Source organism: Bradyrhizobium sp. HKCCYLS3070 (genome assembly GCF_051167575.1).
Lineage (GTDB): Bacteria > Pseudomonadota > Alphaproteobacteria > Rhizobiales > Xanthobacteraceae > Bradyrhizobium.
Map to the genome: position 1 here is coordinate 67,824 of NZ_JBNPTI010000019.1, position 14,856 is coordinate 82,679.

A 14,856-nucleotide genomic window follows, 5' to 3' on the forward strand; every position below is an offset into this window, starting at 1 on the left:
CGCACCGGCGAATTCACATCACCAGCGATGATGGGCGCGGATCACGCCATGGCCGTGGCGGTGATGGCCCCAACCCGGACCGCGGTAATAGCCGTAGCTGTGGCGCCACGGCCGCGGGCCATAGGAATAGCCGTAGCTGCGATAGATCGGGCGCGGCACGTAGCTGTAGCCGTAGCCGTAGCCGCCGTAATAGGGGCGGTAGGCCGGGTAGTAGCCGCCATAGCCGTAGGGATAGGCAGCGTAGCGATACCCGCCGTAGTAGGGATAGGGCGCGTAGCCGCCATAGTAGGAGGGGGCGGCGATCGCCGATCCGATCAGGGCACCCGCCAACAGCCCCGCGCCGATTGCGGCACCGCCGCCCCAGCCGCCATGCCAGCCGCCGTAGCGGACCTGGACGGCATTCGAGCTTTCGGCGCCCGGTTTGGCGGCTGCCGACAGCGACGTCAGCGGCGCAGCCGATACCGAGTGCAGCGTGGATACAGAAAGTGCGCCGGCGATGGCGAGCGTCGCGGCGGCTTTGAAGGTGACCATCCTGATGTCTCCCGTTGATTCAGGCTCATACTCAACCGGACGAGACGAACTTCGTTGCATTTGTCGCAGCGGACGTTTTGTCACGCGCCATGGGTCCAGGCGGCGGCCGATGCCGGAGACCGGCATCGGCCTTGATGTCGCTACGGGCAGGAATGGCGCAGGCCGTCATTGCCGAGATAGGTGCCGGAGCCCGGGTCGTAGGACCGGAAGCGCTGGGCGCAATAGGCCTGGGCGTTGGCGGCCTCGGCGCGGCTGTTGGCGATGGCGCCACCGATGATCGCGCCGGCCGCGAGACCGCCCAGGGCGGCGGCACCCGCACCGTAGCCGTGGCGATGCCCGCCATAGCGATGGCCGTAATAGCCGTGGCGATGACCGTAGCCGCCGCGCCAGTGGCGATATTGCACCTGCTGCAGCTCGGTCGCGTTCTGCGTGGCGGCGGCCGGCGCCGGGTGGTTCGGCAGCAACGGCGCGGCGGCGAGCGGCGATGCGGCCGCGAGCGACATCGTTCCGATGGTGGCGACCGTCAAGAGTTTGCGCAGATCCATCTGCGTGCTCCTTTCTGTTCGTTGTGCCGGAGGGCAACGGCTCGCCGTCGCCCTCCGTTCCGCGCTGCAAAGGAGCATGTCGGCGGCACGAGGTCGCAGCAAAGAGCGAACCGTGACCGCAAGCTACTCGATCAGCGCGTCGAGCAGCGCATCCGGACATTCCGTCATCATCGTATGCCCCGCGCCGGGCAGCACGATGGTGCGCGATTGCGCGATTGCAGCCGCCAGCGCCTTGCCGGCCTTCAGCGGCGTCATCATGTCCTTCTCGCCGAGGATCAGCCGCGTCGGAACCTTGATCCTGGCCGCCGCTGCCAGCGCATCCTGATAGGCGTTGCAGGCGGAGAGATCGTTGAACAGCACGCCCGGCGCGCAGCGCTCCAGGGTCGCCTGCGCGCCGCCATGCATCCACAGCCCGGGCGCGCGGCTGCCGCCGAGCTCGGCGGCAAAACCGAGGCCCCAGATCGAGACCATGTCGATGGCGGCGTGATCGTTGGCTTCGGCGGCCTTCAGGAGGTCAGGTCCGACCGTCATCGCTGCCGCGGTGCCGATCAGGCTGAGCGCCGACACGCGATCGGGATGGCGCGCCGCGGCATTCAGCGCAATCAGCGACCCCATCGAATGCCCGATCAGGTGAGCGGGCTTCGCGTTCACCGCCTGCAACAGCGCGACGATCCAATCCGCCATGGCGGTGATGGTCGGCAGCGCCGGCCCCGTCGAGCGGCCATGGCCCGGCAGATCGGGCGCCAGCACGGCAAAGCCGTGATGGGCGAACCAGCGGCTGTGCAGCGCCCAGACCGAATGATCGAAGCCGGCGCCATGGATGAAGACGACGGCGGGCAGGGACGAATCGAACTCGCGGCCGCCCGTGGCAGCGAAGACCTCATGATCTCCGATCGACAGTTGCATGGGCTCACACCTTCTGCGAGGCGCGCAGCGCCTGTCCGAGATCGTCGATGATGTCGCCGGCCGCCTCGATGCCGACCGAGAGCCGGATCAGCTCCTCGCCGATTCCGGCCGCGGCGAGCTGGGCTGCGTCCATCTGCTGATGCGTGGTCGAGGCGGGGTGGATCACCAGCGTCTTGGCGTCGCCGACATTGGCGAGATGGCTGATCAGCTTCAGGCTCTCGATGAACTTGCGCCCCGCGGGACGTCCGCCCTTGATGCCGAACGAGATGATCGAGCCGGCGCCGCGCGGCAACAGCTCCTTGGCGAGCGCATGGTCCGGATGCGTCTCGAGCGAAGGATGCAGCACCCAGTCGACGGCCTTGTTGGCGGTCAGCGCCTCCAGCACCGCGCGGGTGTTGGTGACGTGCCGCTCCATGCGCAGATGCAGCGTCTCGACGCCCTGCAGCAGATGGAACGCGTTGGTCGGCGACAGGCAGGCGCCGAAATCGCGCAGGCCTTCGGTCCGCGCGCGCATGATGAAGGCGGCCGCGCCGAACTGCTCGTCGAAGACGATGCCATGATAGCCGGCATAGGGCTCGGTGAGCTGCGGGAACTTGGCCGAGGCGCGCCAGTCGAACCGGCCGCCATCGATGATCGCGCCGCCGATCGCGATGCCATGGCCGCCGAGCCACTTGGTCGCGGAGTGCATCACGATGTCGGCGCCCTGGGAAATCGGCTGGCTCAGATAGGGCGTGGCGAAGGTGTTGTCGATCAGGAGCGGCACGCCGGCCGCGTGCGCGATCGCCGAGACCTTGGGGATGTCCAGCACCTCGAGGCCGGGGTTGCCGAGGGTCTCGCCGATCAGGAGCCGCGTGTTCGGCTTGATCGCAGCGCGGAAACCGTCGTGATCCCTGGGCTTGACGAAGCTCGTGGTGATGCCGAAGCGCGGCAGCGTGTGCGCGAGCAGGTTGATGGTGCCGCCATAGAGCGAGGAGGAGGCCACGATGTGATCGCCCGCATTCAGAAGCGTGGCGATGGCCAGATGCAGCGCCGCCTGGCCGCTCGCGGTGCAGACCGCGCCGACGCCGCCTTCGAGCGCGGCGAGCCGCTCTTCGAGCACGGCCGTGGTCGGGTTGGAGATGCGGGTATAGATGTGGCCGGCGCGTTCGAGATTGAACAGCGCCGCGGCGTGCTCGGTGTCGTCGAACACATAGGACGTGGTCTGATAGATCGGCACCGCGCGGGCGCCGGTCGCGGGATCCGGGTGCTGGCCCGCGTGCAGGCTCAGGGTCTCGAAGGCGGGCGGTTTCGGCGGCGGCATGCGGATCAACTCTCCTCAAGCAGATCGCATCTTCTGCCACAGATTTCGCGGTCCGTCAGGAGCGGCGCGGCGCGCCGCCCCTGCGACATCGATCAGCCGCCGAAGCGCTGCGGGAACAGGCCGGCCGAGGCGATCTCGGCGATGGACAGGCGTGCGCTCGGCTTCTCGCGCTCCTTCAGCATGGCCGGCAGCTTTTCGCCATCGCCCTTGCGGCCGACCGCGATCGCGATCTCCACGGCGAAACCGTCGGGTACCCCGAGCGCTGCCTGTGCGGCGGCGACGTCGAAGCCGCTCATGCCATGGGTGATCCAGCCGGACAACGCGGCCTGGTTGGCGAAATTGGCCCAGGCCGCGCCGGCATCGAAGGAATGCGTGCGCGTCGGTGCCGGCTCGGTCTTGCCCGCCGGGATGAAGGTCTTCTTCGACAGCACGTAGACGATCGCCGCGGCATGCTGCGCCCAGCCGCGGTTGAACTCGACCAGCGGCGCCAGGAAGGTGTCGAACTCGGCCGAGCCGCGCAGCGCGTAGAGGAAGCGCCAGGGCTGCGAGTTGTAGGAGGAGGGCGCCCAGCGTGCCGCCTCGATGAAGGTCAGGAGCTCCGTCTCGGGAAGCGCCTCGTCGCTGAAGCCGCGCGGCGACCAGCGATCGACGAAGATGCGATGCGCCGGATGCTCGGTGATGCGGCCGGTCGGCGGGGGAAGATGGGCAGTCACGGGTGGTCTCCTTCGTTCAGGCTCGTCGTCGGGCCTCGTGCCGCGCTTCGCTGCCGGGCACAATCTCGGCTCCTGTGTGGCTCACGGCGCTTTGGGAGTCCAGATCGCCAACGCCGATGTGTCCACCTTCGCCGGCAGCACGCGCTCCGCCAGGAAAGCATCCGCGATCTTCTGCTGTTCCGACAGGCCGGCCGCGGTGACCGCGCCGACCTGGTAGGAGCGGTGGCTGTTGGCCTCCTCGACGGTGGCGGCATCGATGCCCCACAGGGCAGCGAGCTGGCTCGCCGCGGCGGCCGGATTGGCCTTCACCCATTTGCCGGTTTCGACGAGCTTGCCGTAGATGACGTTGAGGGCGTCGCCATGCCCGGCGGCGTAGTCGGCGGATGCGAGATAGTAGCGCTTGTAGCTGGCAAGCCCGTCGCTGCCGTCCGCGAGCACGCGCGCCCCTGACTGGCGGATGGTGCTGGTCAGGAACGGATCCCACGCGACCCAGGCATCGACATTGTTGCTGACGAAAGCGGTCCTGCCGTCGGCGGGCGGCAGATAGGCGGGGGTGATGTCCTTGAAGGTGAGACCCGCTTTGGCGAGCGCGGCGAGCAGCAGATAGTGGCTGCCGGCGCCCTTGGTCACCGCGATCTTCCTGCCTTTCAGCTCAGCGAGCGTCTTGGCCGGCGAAGCCGTTGCCACGAGGATCGCCTGCGCCGACGGCGAGGCGGCCTCCTCGGCGACATAAGCGAGCCTCGCGCCCGCGGCCTGCGCGAACACCGGGACGGTATCGGCGACATCGGCGCCGACATCGATGCTGCCGATGTTGATCGCTTCCAGCAGCGGCAGGCCGCTGGAGAATTCGTGCCACGACACCTTGATGCCGAGCGGCGCCAGCGCCTTCTCCAACTCGCCATGGGTTTTGAGGAGGGCGATCAGGGTCGAGGATCTCTGATAGCCGATGCGCAGCGTCTCGGCTGCGTCGGCTTGCGACGTGGCGAGCGCGCCGAGCAGGGCCGCGGCCATCATCAGGACGCCGCGACGGACGAGATGCAAGGGCCGCGCGCGACGCAGGCCGCTGAAGGACGGTGTCATTCGGCAATCTCCCAAACAGGCGGTTGCATGCAATTGTCCAGGATCATTCGCAGGATCGTCAGCCCTGCGCAATTTTGCAGATCTGTTCATATGGAGAGGAAAGTTTCTCATGTGCCCATGCCGCGAGAAGTTTTGTTTTCTTGGCGCGCGAGATCTGACGAGACAGCCGTTCGCATCCTCGCCACGCGCAGAGCGTCCGAGAGATGTCTGCCGTTCGTCCCTCCATCGAGAGAGGGCACAGGGAAGGCCGGGCGTCGACTGACACCCATGGCCCGCGTGCAAAAAAGGAAGCACGCGGCGGTTACCACAGGATCAGCCGGACATCCGGCCTTCCCTGCGCAACGGGCTTACGGCTTATACGCGTTCTCCCCGGCGCGCCGAGCTTTCTGGCCACCGTCGCCTGCGCGAAGCCGAGCCTCGTCGCAGACTTGATACTAGCATCGGAGTATCAGGACCACGCGATTTCGCCGTCCGGCTCCCATCGTTCGTCCGCGCGCTTGACGCACGCTGCGACGAGAACCGGCCATCGCATCCCGCACCAACGTTTCGTGACGTTCGCGAAGCGCCCCTCTCGATCGGGCGGGATGGGGTGATACAATCATGAATTCTGAAAAAAAGAAACAAGAATATTTTTCGTGGCGGGACTGGACAGGGCAAATCAGCCTGAGAATGCGGGCGAATTCTGTTTCGTCGTGCACGCGCGAGGAGAAGCCATTGGCTCGTCACGCAAGCCCTGGGGCTTCGGCATATCACGCCCCTCTGCCGCGACGGCATGGCAGGGCCTCGGCCCGGCCATGACGTCTTAGCGCCTCTCCGCAGCGGTCTGGGCGGGCATGTCCGATCGAACTGCCGGCCGAAATGAAGCGCGGGAGCTCACGAGCGGATTTGGCCGAAGCCCGCAGACTTGCGCGGTGCGCCGAGCCGGCAGCCATGGGGGGCAGGAGCCGCGGAGTGGGCACGTTCGGGAGGACAGCCCGTGACTAAGGCAGACCTCTGCGATCGAGCCGGCGGCATCCGCATTCAGCCTTTCTCGGACGCCCAGGAGTGAGGCGGATGATTAAGTGTCGTCATCCCGGTTTACTCTGATCCCGTTGATGACCATGACGCCGGTTGGCGGATCGAAGCTAGTGTTTGGTGCCCACTCTTCCTTGGCGAACGCCATTTCTCGCTCTAGGTAGCTAAAGATGCGGGCGGGTAAGTTGATGGACGTGCCTGCGATCATCTTGGCCGCTTCATCTGCACTATCGTAACGCCCTATGACGGCTTTCCCGAGATCAATCGTTAAAACGTTCATTGCGTCATAGAGGTCGCGCGCCATTGGAGTTCTCCAGCCTAGTGTTGGGGGACCTTTCGACCGAAGCAACGTTAGCCTGTGACGGTCACGTTGACGACGATTTCATTTAGAACCCCAGGGACCAGATTGGCCCTTTGGCTTCTTCCCGACGGAAGCAACTCGGCGTCTCAGATCGGACCGATTTGAGCCGATTTGCTGTTTCCAACTAGACCACCAGGCCAACGGCATCCGCTGATCGTTACGCATATACGGCACGAACATTCGATCTAGCGTCTCGAAGCTCTCGTCGACCATGTCGAATACGTTGACGAACTCCTCCTCCGAGAGGTTTTGCCGGAAGCCGAGGCTGCCATCACCCCGGTGCATTGCTAGACGCAGCGTGTCGAGGTACTCGTCGACTTCCGGCCCGAAATAGAAGCGGGCTCGCCTCATCGTCTGGATGAATCTTTTGTGCAATTCGACCGGAAAGTTTCCACTTCCGGAAAACTCAGCGACCATCGATACGATGTCTTCGTAAATTTCGAGGCGGTTTTCGAGAGCATCGACGGCGATCTTCTGTTTCGCGGTAAGCCACTGCATCGCGGAGATCAGAACGGCGGCAATCGCAACAATTGTCGTGATGACGGCCATGGGTTCCTCCAACCAGGTAAACCTGCCGCTAAATCGCCAAGCGTTCAAGGCGGTGATTTGGAGTCCGATAATCGCCCTTAACAGACACTCCCGGACTCTGATGATAGGTCCGTTGTTGGCTGCGGGCCCCCGACCGGCGGCGCTGCATCAAGTTAGCGGCGATCTGGGATACGACGGCATCAAGTCAACGTAGTGTCGCGGCAGCCCGTGGCCGTGCAGAGGTTCCCAGTTTGCGTGGGAGAGGCGTGGTGCGCGGGACAAGCCCGCGCATGGCGGGAGTGCCCCGAGAGGCCGCTTGACCGGAGACGCGCCGGCTCTAGGACTACCCGGCCTTACGTTTGTGAGGCTTGTTCGCGGTGGAGAGGTACGCACAGAACATGTCGGCCATCGCATCGGCATAGGCCGATATCTCGGCCCGGCTGCGCGGTGTCTCCGAGAAGTGCTTGCCGACCTGGCCGAGCGTCGTCTTGATCAGGTCGGCGACCCGCGCGCGCTCGGCCTCTCCGGCACCAGGCAGCACCTCGCGCATGAAGGCGAGCATGGCGCGGCGGCCACTGGCCCTGGCCTGGCGTGCCTCGGGCGCGTCGCGATAGAGCGGGGCGGCGTCGTCGAGCGCGCCACGCACCGCGGCTTCGTCGCACTCCGATTGCAGGAACGCGTGAACGAGCGCGCGCAATCGCGTCAGAGGCGGACGGCGCGTGTCCTCCAGAATGCCGTGCAGCAGTTTCGTCGTCTGCTGCCACTCGTCGCTCTGCAGCCTGAACAGGATCGCCGCCTTGTTCGGGAAGTACTGATAGAGCGAGCCGACGCTGACGCCGGCCTTCTCGGCGACACGGGCCGTGGTGAAACGTTGCGCGCCTTCCTTGGTCAAAACCTGAACAGCCGCCTGCAGAATGGCCGCGACGAGGTCGGCCGAGCGTGCCTGTTGCGGCAGTTTTCGCGGGGAAATCGGGGCTTTTCGAGCCGGGGCCATGGAGCGTTCCGAAATGCGATTAGCGAATGCGAATGATTATTCGTATTCTGACTTCGACGCAAACGACACGCATCGAGACCACGGAGAATATCAATGCTCACCCTGACCACCCAGCCGGTGGCGCCGCTGCTGGACCGCCTGCTTGCCGAGGCCACGTTGCTGCGGCCGGAGACGAGCCCGATCTTCGCCGGCATGGCCGAACGGGGCGCGCAACTGATGCGCAGCCGGTCCGGCCATGTCGAGCTCTACACGCAGCTCAAGGACTTTCCGTTGCCCGTGTCGCGCGACACCGGCATGCTGCTCTACATGCTGGCGCGCGGCGTCGGTGCGCGATCGATCGTCGAATTCGGCACCTCGTTCGGCATCTCGACGCTGTTCCTCGCCGCGGCGCTGCGCGACAATGGCGGCGGCCGGCTGATCACCACGGAGTTCGAGCCGTCCAAGGTCGCCCGTGCCCGTGCCAACCTCGCGGAGGGCGGCCTGGCCGATCTGGTCGAGATCCGCCAGGGCGACGCCCTGCAGACGCTGAGCGCCGATCTGCCGGAGACCATCGATCTCGTGCTGCTCGACGGCGCCAAGCCGCTGTATGGCGATATCCTGGCGCTGCTCGAGAGCCGGCTCAGCGCCGGCGCGTTCATCGTCGCTGACAATGCCGACCACAGCCCCGACTACCTCGCCTACGTCCGTTCGCCTGATAACGGCTATCTGTCGGTGCCGTTCGGCGACGAAGTCGAATTGTCGATGCGGATCGGGTGAGCGCCGGCGACGAACGGCGGACGCCCGCCACCCCATAGGCGAATGGGCCTGGAGTTGACCTTTGGCCGACGATTGTTCACGAGGAGAGCTTCGTCATCTGAGCAACCGTCCTCATGCCCCGCATCCTCCTGATCAATCCCAACAGTTCGGCCACGACCACCGCGATGATGGTGTCGATTGCGGCCGCCTGCTGCGCCGGCCGGGCTGAGGTGGTCGGCGCGACCGCGACGCGGGCGCCGGCCATGATCGTTGATGCCGAGGCGCTTGCGGCCTCGGCCGCGGAAGTGGTCGAGATCGCGCGCGAACACCTCGGCGCGTGCGACGGCATCATTGTCGCTGCCTACGGCGATCCCGGTGCGGATGAGATCCGGGCGTCGTGCTCACTGCCGGTCGTCGGGATCGGGGAGGCGTCGATGCGTGAGGCCGCGCAAAGCGGGCGGCGCTTCGGCGTCGCCACGGTGACGCCGGCGCTGGTCGTGAGCATCGCAGATGTCGCCGGGAAACTCGGACTGTCGGCGCAGTTCACCGGGACGCGGCTGACCCAGGGCGATCCGGCCGCGCTCGCCGCCGATCCGGCGCGGCTTGCGTCGGCTTTGGCTGCGGCCGCGCGCGCCTGCATCGCGGACGACAATGCGCAAGCCGTGATCATCGGCGGCGGACCGCTGGCGCAGGCCGCCGATCGGCTGCAGCGGCAATTCGCCGTGCCGATCATCAAGCCGATCGCGGCAGCGGTGACGCAACTGATGCAGCGCTTATCGGCCTGAGCCGCCTCGGCTCGGCCGGACCCATCATGGCCGGTAGCTCGCGGCCGGATGCGGTGCCGTGAGCCGGGCGCGGCCGAACAGCTTTTCGCGCAGCGTTCCCGGCTGGTAGGCCTGCTTGTAGCGGCCGCGCCGGGTCAGCTCCGGCACCAGCATGTCCGCGACATCGGCAAAACTCTCCGGCGACAGCGCAAAGGCGAGGTTGAGGCCGTCGACGCCGGTCTGCTCGATCCAGCTCTCGATGAGATCGGCGACCTTCGCCGGTGAGCCGACGAACACCGGGCCGATACCGCCGATGCCGACATGCTCGGCAACCTCGCGCACGGTCCACACCCGGTCCGGATCGGCCCGCGTGACGTTGTCCATCGCACTGCGGCCGGCATCGTTGAGCACGTGGCGGACCTGCTGGTCGAGGTCGTAGGTCGAGAAGTCGACGCCGGTCCAGCCCGACATCAAGGTCAGCGACGCCTCGTGGTCGATGTAGCGGCGATAGTCGGCGAACTTCGCCTCGGCCGCCGCATCGGTTTCGCCGAGCACGACGGTGGCGATGCTGAAGATGACGATGTCGCTGCCCGCGCGACCCGCGTCGGCGGCGGCCTGGCGGATCGCGGCGACGCGCGGCGCGATGATCTTGGCGGACGGGCCGGACATGAACACGCATTCGGCATGCCGGCCGGCGAACACGCGGCCGCGCGGCGAGGTGCCGGCTTGATACAGCACCGGCGTTCGCTGCGGCGACGGCTCGCAGAGATGGATGGCGTCGAGCTGGTAGTTCTCGCCGCGATGGCTGACACGGTGAACCTTCGTGGGATCGGTGAACACGCCGCTTGTCCGGTCGCGCTTGCCGGCGTCGTCCTCCCAGCTGCCTTCCCACAGTCTGTAGACGACCTCCATGTACTCGTCGGCGACGTCGTAGCGATCGTCATGCGCGGTCTGGCGCTCCCTGCCCATGCCGCGTGCGGCGCTGTCGAGATAGCCGGTGACGATGTTCCAGCCGATGCGGCCCTCGGTGAGATGATCGAGCGTCGACATCCGCCGCGCGAACGGGTAGGGCGGCTCATAGGACAAGGTGCAGGTGACGCCGAAGCCGAGATGGGAGGTCGCGGCGGCCATCGCCGAGATCAGCATCATCGGATCGTTCACCGGCACCTGGATGGCGTGGCGGAGCGCCGCGTCGGGGTTGCCGCCATAGACATCGTAGACGCCGAGCACGTCGGCGAGAAACAGTCCGTCGAAGCGGCCGCGCTCCAAGGTCTTGGCGAGGTCGAGCCAATAGGGCAGGCGATTGTAGTCGGAGGAACGGTCACGCGGATGCCGCCACAGGCCGGGCGACTGGTGCCCGACGCAGTTCATCGCAAACGCATTCAACCTGATGTCCGCAGCCATGATGTCCCTCGACGCTTCCTTGACACCCATCAGATGGCACGCTTCGGCTGACGTTTTCAATCGCACCCATGCGCACGGCCGCTTGCGGCGGGCGCAGGCTTGGCTATGGTCGGAAGCGATCGAGCGTGCCGCGAAGCAACGACGATGCGTGACGGGCCTTGGCCCGCAGGTGTGAGGACGACCGTGATGACGATCCGTGTGACGGCGCTGACCGCGGTCTTGCTGACGACGTCGGCCATGGCGTCCGCGCATGCGGAGGATTTCAAGGCGAGCTGCGCCACGTTGGCTCAGGGCTTCTCCGGCAGCGGCCGCATCGTCACGGCGGAATTCGTCGCTGCGGGCGGCGTGCAACTGGCGCCGCCCGCGCCTGCGGGCGCGACCGCACCTGCGCCGGATCACTGCCTGGTCCGGGGCAAGATCAACGAGCGTACCGGCATCGACGGCAAGCCCTATGCTGTCGGCTACGAGCTGCGATTGCCTGCGACGTGGAATGGCAAGGTCGTCTTTCAGGGCGGCGGCGGCGTCGACGGCGTGCTGCGCCCGGCGCTCGGCCTGCTCACCGGCACCACGCCGCCCAACGGACTCTCGAACGGCTATGCCGTGGCCTCGACCGACGCAGGCCATCTCGAGGAGCCGGGGCCGCTCGGGCCCTATCTGTTCGGCCTCGATCCGCAGGCGCGGCGCGACAAGGGCTACAGCTCGATTCCGCCGGTGGCTGCTGCCGCCAAGGCCGCGGCCGAGAAGCTGTACGGCAAGGCGCCGCGCCGGTCCTACTTCGCCGGCTGCTCCAACGGCGGCCGCCAGGCGATGGCGGTGACGCAGCGATTCCCGGAGCTGTTCGACGGCGTCATCGCCGGCGCGCCGGCCTATCGCGTGCCGCTGGCCGGCATCGATGTGATCGCGCAGGAGCAGGCGCTGCTGGCGATCGCGCCGCCCGGCCCGGACGGCAAGGCCGATGTCGGCAGCGCGCTGAGCGACGAGGACCTGAAGCTGGTGGCCGATGCCGTGACCGCGTCGTGCGATGGCGCCGACGGCGCCAAGGATGGCATGGTGCAGGACGTCATGGCCTGCCGCTTCGATCCGGCCGCGCTCGCCTGCAAGGAGGGCCAGAACTCGCAGTGCCTGCCTGTCCCCAAGCTGAAAGCCGTCAAGCTGATGTTCGACGGCAGCCGTAATTCCATGGGCGGATTGATCTATGCGCGCTGGCCGTATGATCCCGGCCTCGCCGCGCCCGGCTGGCGCGCCTGGAAGCTCGGTACGCCCAAGGCGAGTCCGCCCAATGCGCGCAACCTCACGCTCATTCCCGGCGGCGTCGCCTATGATTTCATGAGCCCGCCGGAGACGCCGGAGGATCTCGTCGCCTGGGTGCGCAACTTCGATCTCGACCGCGATCCGCGGAAGGTGATGAAGGGCGCCGGCGGCTTCGACGCCGGCATGGAATATGAGGCCGCGACCTCGACCGATCTCGACGCCTTCAAGGCGAAGGGCGGCAAGATGCTGTTCTATCACGGCACGGCCGATCCGATCTTCTCGGCGCTCGACACCGTCGACTATGTCGATCAGCTCAAGACCAAATACGGCGCCGATGCCGACGGTTTCGCACGGCTGTTCCTGGTTCCCGGCATGAACCATTGCGGCGGCGGACCCGCCACCGATCAGTTCGACCTGCTGACCGCGCTGGACCGATGGGTGGAGGGCACGGCCGCGGCGCCCGAGGCGATCCGGGCCACCGCGCGGCGCGCGCCCGATGTGCCATGGCCCGGGCGCACACGCGATCTCTGCGCGTTCCCGAAGGTGCTGACCTACAAGGGCAGCGGCAGCCTCGAGGATGCGGCGAATTTCGAGTGCCGCTGATGGGCAAGCCCGGCGCTCGCTGCCTTGCGGCGCGCACGATTGCTTGAGGACGGGTTGACGTTCGGCGTCCGCGTGCCGACTTGAACGACCGTCGAGCGGCCTGTGCTGCCCGGCGGTTCCCCCCTCAGGTCTCGAAGTTCCTCATGGTTGCCGTCAAGACGCGAGCCTTCTGCATCCTGCGCGAATTCGAACGGGCGCAGACCGAGCTGGTCGGCAAGGCTGTGGCGCTGAGCGACGGCAAGGCCGGAACAGTGGAGTACGTCCATCTTGACGAACTCCACGGTCTGCGCATCACCATCGGTGGCCATGACGGCCGCTGGCCGGTGTCGACCATCAAGTTCGCGCAGGCCTGAGTGGCATTGCCTCGTCCACTTAGGTCGCGCAACGACGTGCTGGACTGGCTCCGGACGCTGCGGCGAAAGCGCATGCTCGTTCTGCCCAGCCGCGCGCATCAGCCGATGGGATCGGGGCGGGCAGAGACCGCCCCCGGTCCACGCATCCCAGCCGTGCGAAGGAGCCGTCGGCGGCGCTGCGGCTAGCCTCGATGCTCCCGGCGCGGCCGGCCGCTGCTGCTCTGCCGCCCGGACGACGTTGGTCACGGCCGATTCACTTATGTTGATGCGCGCGGCAGCTCCTGATCTAGAGTCATCGATGCGCATCAATGAAACTGGATGCAATCCCGCATGGACGTAGAAGGTCAAAAGAAGCGGCGCCGGCGTGTCAAGCAGACGATGTCGTTGGGTGAGCGGTTGCTGGAGATGGCGCGCGAAGCGCGAGACAGGGCGAAACGTCTGCCCCCGGGCATCGAGCAGGCCAGGCAGCTGCGGCGCGCCCGCGAGGCCGAAGCGATCGTCGAGCTCGATCGCTTCCTGACGGCTCCGGCACGCAGCACTCCGCCGCGATCGCGTTGACGCCGTCTCGCGCCGGCCTCGGACGATGCGGCGCCGCGGAGGTCACCACGCAGCAGGTCACCAGACAACAATGTCGACCAGGCAACAATGCCGCGGCTGCTTTTGCTGCATGCGGGCTCGAATTGATGCTGGCATCGCTGCAACGACGCGCTCGACAGGATCGACGTCCCAAGCGACTGTAACGTCCGTGCGTTGGGCAAGTCAGTCCAGAGACGCGAGCACGATCAACCAATTCCAAGCCCGCGCTGATTGAAGCATGTTTGGTTGGTGGCGAGGGCGCCCTCGTCGGGCTGGTGGTATTTCCGGAGCTTGCGGCAACAGGGCTGACCGATCCGGCCGGGACGGCCGAGCCATTCCCCGCCGCGTCACCGCTAGGCTTGCGAATATCGCCGATCGTATCACTGGCGTCACTTCCGTGCTCGCGGTGGCGAGACCAATGCCAGTTCGCATTCGCGAATGTGTGCGACGCCGCGAACTTCGATCCCGGGCTCAGCGACCCGTTCGGTCCGGAACCATTGGCGTTTCCGCGCCGCGCCGCGATCGTCGCAGGCGGGGGAGGGGATCGCGACCCTCGAAATCGGCACCAGCAATCTCGACAGCGTCTGTCCGACCAACCTTGTCCGGCGGAAGGATCTCGTCCTGATGCCCATGCCGCACTCGCATCGTGCGCTGGTGCAACCGAAGGCGACAATTCCTGACGCTGCGCGCGCCCGCCGCTCCAAAATGGAACAGAAACGGCGTGTGAGGAGGCCGAGCGTGGGCGGCGACAGCGCTATCCACATTTCTGCACAGCCGTCGCAAAAAGTTCTTGCGCGGGATGCGGCATCGCACTATCTCACCACCACGCCAGCCGGACATCACTGATGACTGAGGCCCCCGACTTTCGGGACCAACGTTGTTTTCTTTGATGTTTCTTCTTCCGACTGGCTCCTGAGTTTTTCTTCAGAAAGGCTCTTGACGGTCTCTCAAAATCAGCTATGTGAAGCGCCCCGGCAATCGGGACTTCCACGGTGAAAGAGACCAAAGAAGTTGATGCACTAATTAGTTCGAAGCGAACTAACAAGTGCGGGCTGTTTGACAAGTGAAGATGAAGAAAGAGAAACGTGGACGGCGGAGTCCTTGCGGGTCTCGGGATTGAAGGCTTCGGCTTTTGGTTCTGGGATCGGACGAGAAGACTTCGGCGGACAATGTTTCAAAGGTAACACCATGGTATTTG

15 protein-coding genes are annotated in these 14,856 nt (G+C 66.1%); 5 read left to right on the forward strand and 10 right to left on the reverse strand.

Annotated elements, in window-relative coordinates; genetic code table 11:
• Positions 1 to 18: 18 nt before the first annotated feature.
• The 9 genes from ACQR03_RS31730 to ACQR03_RS31770 form a co-directional block, all read right to left on the reverse strand.
• Positions 19 to 531 carry a hypothetical protein gene (locus tag ACQR03_RS31730; protein ID WP_316176121.1) on the reverse strand — a complete coding sequence of 171 codons (513 nt, stop codon included), beginning with the start codon at positions 529 to 531 and terminating at the stop codon, positions 19 to 21.
• A 140-nt stretch (positions 532 to 671) separates the two neighbouring features.
• Positions 672 to 1,076, reverse strand: a complete 405-nt coding sequence (locus tag ACQR03_RS31735; RefSeq protein WP_316203066.1) for a BA14K family protein — start codon at positions 1,074 to 1,076, stop codon at positions 672 to 674.
• Between the two features lie 123 nt (positions 1,077 to 1,199).
• Entirely contained in the window at positions 1,200 to 1,982 is a 783-nt protein-coding gene (locus tag ACQR03_RS31740) for an alpha/beta fold hydrolase (protein ID WP_316203065.1), read from the reverse strand.
• A gap of 4 nt (positions 1,983 to 1,986) precedes the next feature.
• On the reverse strand, positions 1,987 to 3,282 hold the full coding sequence (locus tag ACQR03_RS31745) for an O-acetylhomoserine aminocarboxypropyltransferase (protein WP_315718465.1): 1,296 nt from the start codon (positions 3,280 to 3,282) through the stop codon (positions 1,987 to 1,989).
• A 92-nt stretch (positions 3,283 to 3,374) separates the two neighbouring features.
• Positions 3,375 to 3,995: a nitroreductase family protein gene (locus tag ACQR03_RS31750; protein ID WP_316203064.1), complete on the reverse strand. Its 621-nt coding sequence runs from the start codon at positions 3,993 to 3,995 to the stop codon at positions 3,375 to 3,377.
• 81 nt (positions 3,996 to 4,076) lie between these two features.
• Positions 4,077 to 5,075, reverse strand: a complete 999-nt coding sequence (locus tag ACQR03_RS31755) for an aliphatic sulfonate ABC transporter substrate-binding protein (RefSeq protein WP_434842243.1) — start codon at positions 5,073 to 5,075, stop codon at positions 4,077 to 4,079.
• Between the two features lie 1,057 nt (positions 5,076 to 6,132).
• Complete coding sequence (locus ACQR03_RS31760; protein WP_316193986.1) at positions 6,133 to 6,393, reverse strand: hypothetical protein; 261 nt, start codon at positions 6,391 to 6,393, stop codon at positions 6,133 to 6,135.
• Between the two features lie 78 nt (positions 6,394 to 6,471).
• Entirely contained in the window at positions 6,472 to 6,999 is a 528-nt protein-coding gene (locus ACQR03_RS31765) for a hypothetical protein (protein WP_316193985.1), read from the reverse strand.
• Between the two features lie 322 nt (positions 7,000 to 7,321).
• A complete protein-coding gene (locus ACQR03_RS31770) occupies positions 7,322 to 7,972 on the reverse strand; it encodes a TetR family transcriptional regulator (RefSeq protein ID WP_316204461.1) in 651 nt (216 codons plus the stop codon).
• Positions 7,973 to 8,065: 93 nt separating this feature from the next.
• Here ACQR03_RS31770 and ACQR03_RS31775 point away from each other — a divergent pair, with 93 nt between their 5' ends.
• Together ACQR03_RS31775 and ACQR03_RS31780 are read left to right on the forward strand one after the other, a co-directional pair.
• Positions 8,066 to 8,728: an O-methyltransferase gene (locus ACQR03_RS31775; protein ID WP_316193983.1), complete on the forward strand. Its 663-nt coding sequence runs from the start codon at positions 8,066 to 8,068 to the stop codon at positions 8,726 to 8,728.
• Positions 8,729 to 8,841: 113 nt separating this feature from the next.
• A complete protein-coding gene (locus ACQR03_RS31780; RefSeq protein WP_316193982.1) occupies positions 8,842 to 9,492 on the forward strand; it encodes an aspartate/glutamate racemase family protein in 651 nt (216 codons plus the stop codon).
• Between the two features lie 24 nt (positions 9,493 to 9,516).
• Here the strand turns inward: ACQR03_RS31780 and ACQR03_RS31785 are convergent, their stop codons facing one another.
• Positions 9,517 to 10,875 carry an LLM class flavin-dependent oxidoreductase gene (locus ACQR03_RS31785; RefSeq protein WP_434842244.1) on the reverse strand — a complete coding sequence of 453 codons (1,359 nt, stop codon included), beginning with the start codon at positions 10,873 to 10,875 and terminating at the stop codon, positions 9,517 to 9,519.
• Between the two features lie 186 nt (positions 10,876 to 11,061).
• Between ACQR03_RS31785 and ACQR03_RS31790 the strand changes: the two genes are divergently transcribed.
• The 3 genes from ACQR03_RS31790 (at position 11,062) to ACQR03_RS31800 (ending at position 13,640) form a co-directional block, all read left to right on the forward strand.
• Positions 11,062 to 12,729, forward strand: a complete 1,668-nt coding sequence (locus ACQR03_RS31790) for a tannase/feruloyl esterase family alpha/beta hydrolase (protein WP_316193980.1) — start codon at positions 11,062 to 11,064, stop codon at positions 12,727 to 12,729.
• Positions 12,730 to 12,872: 143 nt separating this feature from the next.
• The gene (locus ACQR03_RS31795) at positions 12,873 to 13,082 is read left to right on the forward strand and encodes a PRC-barrel domain containing protein (RefSeq protein ID WP_315718640.1); all 210 of its coding nucleotides are present in this window, start codon (positions 12,873 to 12,875) and stop codon (positions 13,080 to 13,082) included.
• 330 nt (positions 13,083 to 13,412) lie between these two features.
• Positions 13,413 to 13,640 carry a hypothetical protein gene (locus ACQR03_RS31800; protein WP_315718641.1) on the forward strand — a complete coding sequence of 76 codons (228 nt, stop codon included), beginning with the start codon at positions 13,413 to 13,415 and terminating at the stop codon, positions 13,638 to 13,640.
• The last annotated feature ends 1,216 nt before the right edge of the window (positions 13,641 to 14,856 follow it).